The organism is Pseudomonas sp. xss_4, from assembly GCF_043104125.1.
Lineage (GTDB): Bacteria > Pseudomonadota > Gammaproteobacteria > Pseudomonadales > Pseudomonadaceae > Aquipseudomonas > Aquipseudomonas parafulva_B.
The window spans coordinates 142,200-149,684 of record NZ_JBICKJ010000093.1; the positions used below are offsets into that span (position 1 = coordinate 142,200).

Here is a 7,485-nt window from a genome sequence, read left to right on the forward strand (position 1 = left end):
GGGCTGCCCTCAGAGGTCCGGGTACAGACGGCCAGGATTGAAGATGCGCTTGGGGTCCAGTTGGGCCTTGAGGCTCCGGTGGTAGCGCATCAGCGGCTCTGACAAGGGCGGGTAGGGGGCCTGGCCTGGGGTGAGGCACAGCGCGTGGCCACCCGCCTGTTCGGCGATGCGGTGAATGACATGGGCTGGGGCGTCTGTCCGCAGCCAGCGCTGGGCGCCTGCCCAGTCCAGCCATTGGCGTCCCGGCAGGTGCAGTTCCCCTGTTGCGAGGGGTACCGACACACGCCACAAGGGCTCGCTGCCCTGGGTGAAGAATGCCAGGCGCTGCTCACGCAGTTGCGTCCAGAACTCGCCGTCCACGTACTCGCCCCCCAGGCGCTGGCGGGCCGACGCTACCGAACCCTCGCCACCTTCCAGGCGCACGAACAATGCTTGTCCATCGTGGCAGGCACCACTGAGCGGCAGTGGTTCCGAGCTCCAGCGCGTGAGCGCGGCCAAGGCCTGGCTCCGATCCATTCCAAGGCGCAGGCTTACGCAGTGCCGCGGCACGGGCAGGACTTTAAGCGACACCTCGGTCAGCACACCCAGGCAGCCGAAACTGCCTGCCAGCAACCGTGAAAGGTCATACCCGGCCACGTTTTTCATCACTTGGCCACCGAAGCGCAGCACGCTGCCCTGGCCTGTGATTACCTGGGTGCCCAGCACGAAGTCACGGACCGATCCTGACCAGGGCCGCCTGGGCCCGGACAAGCCAGCCGCCACCATGCCGCCCAAGGTGGCACCCGGGCCCAGGTGCGGTGGCTCGCAAGCCAGCATCTGACCGTTTTCCTGCAACGCCGCCTCGATGTCGCGCAACGGCGTACCGGCGCGAGCCGTCAGCACCAGCTCCGTGGGGTCGTAACTGACGATGCCGCGATGGCCGCGTGTATCGAGCACTTGCCCGTTGACGGCATGGCCGATCATGGCCTTGCTGCCACTGCCCTGGATGCGCAAGGGCGTACCAGCATCCAGCGCCTGGCGAACCTGCTCGAGCAACGCCTGGCTTGCATCCTGGTCCGTGCCCATCAAAACCGCTCCAGCGCAGGGAAGGGCAACTGCCCATGGTGCACGTGCAGCGCACCGAATTCGGCGCAGCGGTGCAGCGTGGGAATGTTCTTGCCAGGGTTGAGCAAGCTCTGCGGGTCGAATGCAGCCTTGACGGCGTGAAACACCCGCAGCTCGTCATGGGTGAACTGGGCGCACATCTGGTTGATCTTCTCCCGGCCGACCCCATGCTCCCCGGTGATGCTCCCACCAACGGCCACGCACAGCTCCAGGATTTTTCCACCCAGGGACTCGGCCCGCTCCAGCTCGCCAGGCTGGTTGGCGTCGAACAGGATCAGCGGGTGCATATTGCCGTCACCTGCATGGAACACATTGGCCACCCGCAGCCTATGCTCGCGCGCCATTTCACTAATCCGCACCAGCACGCGGGGCAGCTCACGCCGCGGAATCGTACCGTCCATGCAGTAGTAGTCCGGGGACAAGCGGCCGACGGCAGGGAAGGCATTCTTGCGTCCTGCCCAGAACCGTGCACGCTGCGCCTCGTCACACGCCAGCCGCACCTCGCTGGCACCGGCCTGGGTGAACAGTGTGGCCACCCGTTCGCAGTCTTCGTGCACATCGGCCTCGACCCCGTCGAGTTCACACAAGAGGATGGCGGCTGCCTCCACTGGGTACCCGGCATGGATGAAGCTCTCGGCCGCCCGAATGGCCAGGTTATCCATCATTTCCAGGCCCCCGGGAATGATGCCGGCGGCAATGATGTGGGCAACGGACCGCGCGGCGTCCTCGACCCGGTCGAAGCTGGCAAGCAGAACCCGTGCCACGGGTGGCTTGGGTAGCAGCCGCACGGTCACCTCGGTGACGATCCCCAGCATGCCTTCGGAGCCGGTGAACAGTGCTAGAAGGTCGAACCCAGGGCTGTCGAGCGCATCGCTACCCAGGGTCAGCCGTTCACCTTCCACGGTAAGCACTTCCAGTTTGAGGATGTTGTGCACGGTCAGACCGTACTTCAGGCAATGCACGCCGCCTGCGTTTTCAGCGACATTGCCACCGATGGTGCAGGCGATCTGCGATGAAGGGTCGGGGGCGTAGTACAACCCGTAAGGGGCGGCGGCCTGGGAAATGGCCAAGTTGCGAACGCCCGGCTGGACCCGGGCGAAGCGGCCTTGGGGGCTGACTTCGAGAATACGATTGAGCCGCGCCATCACCAGCAACACGCCTTTGGCCAAGGGCATGGCACCGCCAGACAGCCCGGTCCCGGCGCCGCGAGCCACGACCGGTACGGTGAGCCGGTGGCAAAGCTGCAGCACACGCTGCACCTGGTCTACGCGCTCGGGTAACACCACCAGCAGCGGCACCGTACGGTACGCCGCCAGGCCGTCGCATTCATACGGCTTGAGGTCTTCATCGCGGTGGAGCACCTGAAGGTCAGGCAGTGCCTCGCGCAGGGACTGAACCAAAAGCTCGCGATCAACTGTCGGCAGCGCGCCGTCGACGTGTTCGTCATACAGCATCGTCATCTCACTTGGATGCGTTGTTCTTATAGGGTCATGACGAGTGTAGCCCCAGTCTGGACTTAGGGCTTGCGGGGCGGGCTACGACCGGCGCTGGCCACAACGAGGGCCAACGCCGGCGGCAGTCATTGCTGGGCGACCAGAGGGTCGTCCTGGGAGAGGATGGCGCGAGCGAGTTCTTCATCGTTGACTTGCAGGCCGGGGTGGTCCTTGCGTGCTTGCTGCAAGGCAGCTTCCACGTAGGCACCACGAATGGCACCACCGCTGGCGACGAACGCAGACAGCTCGTCACGGGCAGGAATGATGCGTTTGTCATCCTTGAACGTTGAGTACAGCGAAGCCGAGACACCGGCCGAAGTGGCAATGTCGCGGCCGTCGACGCGGGCCATGGCAGCGCCGGCAGGCAACAGAAGCAGCAGTGCGGGTACGAGGGCAAGTTGGCGCATGTCGTGTTCTCCAATAGGTGAAGCCCAGGGGATTACCACTATTGGTGAGAGGCTACGCATGCAGGTGGAGTTCCCTCACCGAAGCGTTAGCCGATGGTCTGCTCAGGCGGGGCAGGGTTGGGCGGGTCAACGGGCCTGGCCAACATCGACGTCAGGCCCGGATTGACCGCATCGCCACCGGTGTGCTCTGCTCAGCGGCCTACCCCAACAGCCACCGAGGGCTGCACCATGTCCGAGTACACGCTGCATTGTTTCGCCGAATCCGGCAATGCCTACAAGGCTGCGCTGATGCTCGAACTGACCGGCCAGGACTGGCAGCCGGTGTTCGTGGACTTCTTCAATGGCCAGACCCGCGACCCGATGTGGCGCGACGAGGTGAACGAGCAGGGTGAGGTGCCGGTGCTGATGCATGGGGGCACCTGCTTGACCCAGTCGGCGTTGATCCTCGACTACTTGAGCGCACAAACAGGCCAGTTCGGCCCCCAGAGTGAAGAAGAGCGGCGTGAGATCTGGCGCTGGATGCTGTTCGACAACCACAAGTTCACCAGCTACTACGCGGCGCTGCGCTTTTTGTTGTGCCTGAAGAAGACGGGCGAAACCGAGGTGACGACGTTCCTGCGCGAGCGAGCCGCCGCGGCCTACCGCATCGTCGATGCGCACCTGGCCGGCACACCGTTCATGGTCGGCGCGCGGGTGACCATCGCCGACTTGTCGCTGGCCGGTTATGTGTTCATGCCCGAGGACACCGGCATGAACGTGCAGCAGTACACGCACATCGAAGCCTGGAAAGCGCGACTGCAGGCGTTGCCGGGGTGGCAGCACCCTTACGATCTGATGCCCCGCGTTGCGCCCTGAACGCAAGGCCTGACCGCCTGCGGGCTTTGCTTTCAGCCGTGGGCAGGTGACTTGCCCGCCGAGCTGCCGGCGTATTCGGGCTTTAGATGACCTTGTTCGTCCAGCAGGTAGGCATCCATGACCTCACGCACTACCGGGCCTGCCACCCGCCCACCGGCTTCGCCGTTTTCGATCATCACCGCCACGACCACGCTGGGGTGCTCGGCCGGGGCGAACCCGACGAACAAGGCGTTGTCACGGTGTCGTTCCAGGGTCTTGTTGCGGTTGTAGCGTTCCCCTTGCTTGATGGCCACCACCTGGGCCGTGCCGCTCTTGCCGGCAATGCGGTATTGCGCGCCAGCGGCGGCAGCGCGCGCGATGCCGCGCGGGTCGTGCATGACCATTTGCATACCCTGGCTCACCTGATCCCAGGCGCGTTTGTCGTGCAGCACGATATCGGGCATGGGGTTAGGGTCGATGGGCGCATCGCCACCGACGGTCATCGCCAGGTGCGGGCGATGCCATACGCCTTTGCTGGCCAGCAGGCTGGTGGCTTGCGCCAGTTGCAATGGCGTGACCTGCATGTAGCCCTGACCAATACCCAGAATCAACGTTTCACCGGGGAACCAGGGCTGTCGGCGGGTCGCGCGCTTCCATTCGGCCGAAGGCATCAGCCCGGCCGCTTCTTCGAACATGTCCAGCGACACCTTCTGGCCAAGACCGAATTCGGCCATGTAGTCGTGCAGGCGCTCGATACCCAGTTTGTGCGCCAGGTCGTAGAAGTAGGTGTCGTTGGAACGCATGATCGCGGTGTACATGTCCACCCAGCCATCACCGCTGCGGTTCCAGTTACGGTATTTGTGATCGTAGTTGGGCAACTCGTAGTAACCCGGGTCGAACACGCGGTTGGCCGGCGTGATCACGCCGCTGTCCAGCCCGGCAATGGCCACTTCGGGTTTGACCGTCGACCCTGGGGCATACAGCCCGCGCAGCACGCGGTTGAACAGGGGGCGGTCGATGGAGTCGCGCAGTTGTGCGTACTGCTTGAAGCTGATGCCCTTGACGAACAGGTTGGGATCGAACCCCGGGTTGCTGACCATCGCCAGCACATCGCCGTTGGCCGGGTCCAGCACCACCACCGAGCCTCGGCGCTCGCCCAGGGCCTTTTCCGCCGCCAGTTGCAGGTGGGCATCGAGGGTCAGCACGATGTCCTGGCCTGGCGTGGGGGCCTTGTGATTGAGCACACGCATCACCCGGCCCTGGGCGTTGGTCTCGACTTCCTCATAGCCTACGTGGCCGTGCAACTGACTTTCATAGAAACGTTCGATGCCCGTCTTGCCGATCGACTGAGTCCCCCGGTACTCGATGCTGTCCAGGGTCTTGGCCTCTTTTTCGTTGATGCGGCCTACGTAGCCGACCGAATGGGCGAAGTGCTCGCCCAGCGGGTATTCGCGAATGAATTGCGGCTCCACCTCAAGGCCCGGCAGGCGGAACTGGTTGACGGCAATCAAGGCAATCTGCTCTTCGCTCAAGCCCACCATCAAGGTGACCGGCTCGAAGGGTTTGCGCCCGCGTCGCAGGTCCTTGTCGAACTGTTTGCGGTCCTCGTCATCGAGCCCCAGCACCTGGGTCAGGGTGTCGAGCACCTTGGCGCTGTCGCCGCCGGTCCGTTCACGGGTCATGGTCAGGTCGAAGCTGGGCTTGTTGTCGGCCAGCACAGTGCCATTGCGGTCGTAGATCAAGCCTCGCTCGGGTGCGATCGGCAGCACATGGACGCGATTGTTTTCCGACACGGCGCTTTGCTGGTCATGCTGGATGATTTGCAGCACATACAACCGACCAATCAGGATGGCGACCAGGCTGAAGACCAGCGCAGCGCAGGCCAGGAGCCGGCGGTTGACCAGGTGCTTTTCCTTTTCATGGTCCTTGAGGGGGATCGGTTGGGGCATGGGCTCTGTCTGTAGAAGGCTGGGCGGGCAGGCGTTGGTAACGGGCTGGTGCCGGGTGGGGCAGTGATGCTACGCAAGCTGCATGCCCGCCTCAAGGCGCCGCGCAGCGCGGTGAGGTGGGCCGCGCCCAGGCCGCCCGAGCCTGCGGGGCTCAAGCCTGCATGAAGATTTGTTCATCAGCCTGGCCGAGCACCGTCGTGCATGAGCGGGTTGGGCTTCAACGCGCTTGTCAGGCCCAGGCGGGTATACTCCATGGCTTTTTCATGACGGAAGGTGCTCATGCGTCAGGTCCTGCTCATCGTGGACGTGCAGTCCACATTCAGCCCGCCGGAATGGTTGGTCGACGGCCTGCGACTGCTTTCGGCCAACATACCTACCATCGCCTCGGTCGAGTTGCACGATGAGCGAGTGACACCTTTCGAGCGGCAATTGGGCTGGCACCCGGCTGCCCAGGATGAAAGCCTGATCGAAGCCGATCGGGTGTTCATCAAGCATGGTTACGGACCGGGTAAAGAGATGATCGAGTACCTGCGCGGTCTCGGGGTGGAGCGTGTGCTGGTGAGCGGTTTGCAGACCGACACCTGTGTGCTGGCAGCCGGTTTCGCGCTGTTCGACGCTGGGTTGATGCCGACTCTGGTGACCGACATGACCGTCGGCTCCTCGCTGGATCGTTCGGCGAAGATGGGCATCGCCTTGTGGGAGCATCATTTCCGCCAGGTCATCACGTCCGCCGAAGTGCTGGCTGAGCTGGCCCAGCCGGGCAATCCTTGAGGGATCGGCCCGGCTGAGTGCCAGCGTTTCAGGCGACGTCCACCAGCACGATCTCGCTGTCTTCCAGGGCGGTGACCTGCAGCAACGTTTCTTCGGCGATGGCCACGCCGTCCCGGGCATTGGCCTGCAGCCCATTGACCTCGATGCGGCCCTTGGCCGGGACGAGGTAACCGCGCCGCTTGGGGTCGAACCGGTACTCGGCGGTTTCTCCGGCGCGCAGCGTTGCGGCGACCAGGCGGGCATCGGTACGAATCGGCAGGCTGCCTTCATCGCCATCTCTGCCACTGGCCAGGGTCACGAAGCCTTCGCCGCGTTCACCCTTGGGAAACGGGCGTGTACCCCAGGACGGTGCATCACCAGTGCGCTCGGGCACGATCCAGATCTGGAAAATGCGCGCCTCGCTGTCCTCTTGGTTGTACTCACTGTGCGCGATGCCTGTGCCGGCGCTCATCACCTGCACGTCGCCAGCCTCGGTCCGGCCCTTGTTGCCCAGGTTGTCTTCATGGGTAATGGCCCCTTCGCGCACGTAGGTGATGATTTCCATGTCCCGGTGAGGGTGGGGTGGGAACCCGCTGCCAGCGGCGATGATGTCGTCGTTCCAGACCCGCAGGTTGCCCCAGTGCATGCGGGCTGGGTCGTAGTACTCGGCGAACGAGAAGTGATGGTGCGCATCGAGCCAGCCGTGGTTGGCGGCGCCCAGGGTGTTGAATGGTCGTAGTTGAAGCATGATTGGACTCCTTCAAAAGGTGGAATAGGGCCATCATGCGCTTATGAAACATCTAAAATAAGCGTAAATATCGGCTCTATTTTATCGCTTTAATCGATATATCCCTAAGCTATCGTCCAAAATGCCGTTGCCGTTGCCGTTGCCGTTGCCGTTGCCGTTGCCGTTGCCGTTGCCGTTGCGGTTGCGGTTGCGTTGGCTTT

Annotated in this window: 7 protein-coding genes; 2 read left to right on the top strand and 5 right to left on the bottom strand. The window is 63.6% G+C overall.

Features of this window, described 5'->3' with window-relative positions:
• Positions 1 to 9 precede the first annotated feature (9 nt).
• The 3 genes from glcE to ACF8GB_RS21475 all read right to left on the bottom strand — a co-directional run bounded on the left by glcE (position 10) and on the right by ACF8GB_RS21475 (position 3,004).
• A complete protein-coding gene (gene glcE / locus ACF8GB_RS21465; RefSeq protein ID WP_196127357.1) occupies positions 10 to 1,065 on the bottom strand; it encodes a glycolate oxidase subunit GlcE in 1,056 nt (351 codons plus the stop codon).
• On the bottom strand, positions 1,065 to 2,564 hold the full coding sequence (glcD, locus tag ACF8GB_RS21470) for a glycolate oxidase subunit GlcD (RefSeq protein ID WP_325942201.1): 1,500 nt from the start codon (positions 2,562 to 2,564) through the stop codon (positions 1,065 to 1,067). Before glcD ends, glcE begins: the two co-directional genes overlap by 1 nt.
• A 119-nt stretch (positions 2,565 to 2,683) precedes the next feature.
• On the bottom strand, positions 2,684 to 3,004 hold the full coding sequence (locus tag ACF8GB_RS21475; protein WP_027915726.1) for a DUF2388 domain-containing protein: 321 nt from the start codon (positions 3,002 to 3,004) through the stop codon (positions 2,684 to 2,686).
• Between the two features lie 228 nt (positions 3,005 to 3,232).
• Here ACF8GB_RS21475 and ACF8GB_RS21480 point away from each other — a divergent pair, with 228 nt between their 5' ends.
• Complete coding sequence (locus ACF8GB_RS21480; RefSeq protein WP_078478485.1) at positions 3,233 to 3,859, top strand: glutathione S-transferase family protein; 627 nt, start codon at positions 3,233 to 3,235, stop codon at positions 3,857 to 3,859.
• A 32-nt stretch (positions 3,860 to 3,891) separates the two neighbouring features.
• Here ACF8GB_RS21480 and mrdA read toward each other — a convergent pair whose 3' ends face one another.
• Entirely contained in the window at positions 3,892 to 5,787 is a 1,896-nt protein-coding gene (mrdA, locus tag ACF8GB_RS21485; protein ID WP_196185856.1) for a penicillin-binding protein 2, read from the bottom strand.
• Positions 5,788 to 6,066: 279 nt separating this feature from the next.
• On the opposite strand from mrdA, the gene ACF8GB_RS21490 reads away from it, so the two are divergent.
• Complete coding sequence (locus ACF8GB_RS21490; RefSeq protein ID WP_058603304.1) at positions 6,067 to 6,558, top strand: isochorismatase family protein; 492 nt, start codon at positions 6,067 to 6,069, stop codon at positions 6,556 to 6,558.
• A gap of 28 nt (positions 6,559 to 6,586) precedes the next feature.
• Here the strand turns inward: ACF8GB_RS21490 and ACF8GB_RS21495 are convergent, their stop codons facing one another.
• A complete protein-coding gene (locus tag ACF8GB_RS21495) occupies positions 6,587 to 7,285 on the bottom strand; it encodes a pirin family protein (RefSeq protein WP_058603303.1) in 699 nt (232 codons plus the stop codon).
• Between the last annotated feature and the right edge of the window lie 200 nt (positions 7,286 to 7,485).

Excerpts from the sequence above, each read along its gene's own strand:
- glcE (WP_196127357.1), bottom strand. The coding sequence starts at position 1,065 with ATGGGCACGGACCAGGATGCAAGCCAGGCGTTGCTCGAGCAGGTTCGC.
- glcD (WP_325942201.1), bottom strand. The coding sequence starts at position 2,564 with ATGACGATGCTGTATGACGAACACGTCGACGGCGCGCTGCCGACAGTT.
- ACF8GB_RS21475 (WP_027915726.1), bottom strand. The coding sequence starts at position 3,004 with ATGCGCCAACTTGCCCTCGTACCCGCACTGCTGCTTCTGTTGCCTGCC.
- ACF8GB_RS21480 (WP_078478485.1), top strand. The coding sequence starts at position 3,233 with ATGTCCGAGTACACGCTGCATTGTTTCGCCGAATCCGGCAATGCCTAC.
- mrdA (WP_196185856.1), bottom strand. The coding sequence starts at position 5,787 with ATGCCCCAACCGATCCCCCTCAAGGACCATGAAAAGGAAAAGCACCTG.
- ACF8GB_RS21490 (WP_058603304.1), top strand. The coding sequence starts at position 6,067 with ATGCGTCAGGTCCTGCTCATCGTGGACGTGCAGTCCACATTCAGCCCG.
- ACF8GB_RS21495 (WP_058603303.1), bottom strand. The coding sequence starts at position 7,285 with ATGCTTCAACTACGACCATTCAACACCCTGGGCGCCGCCAACCACGGC.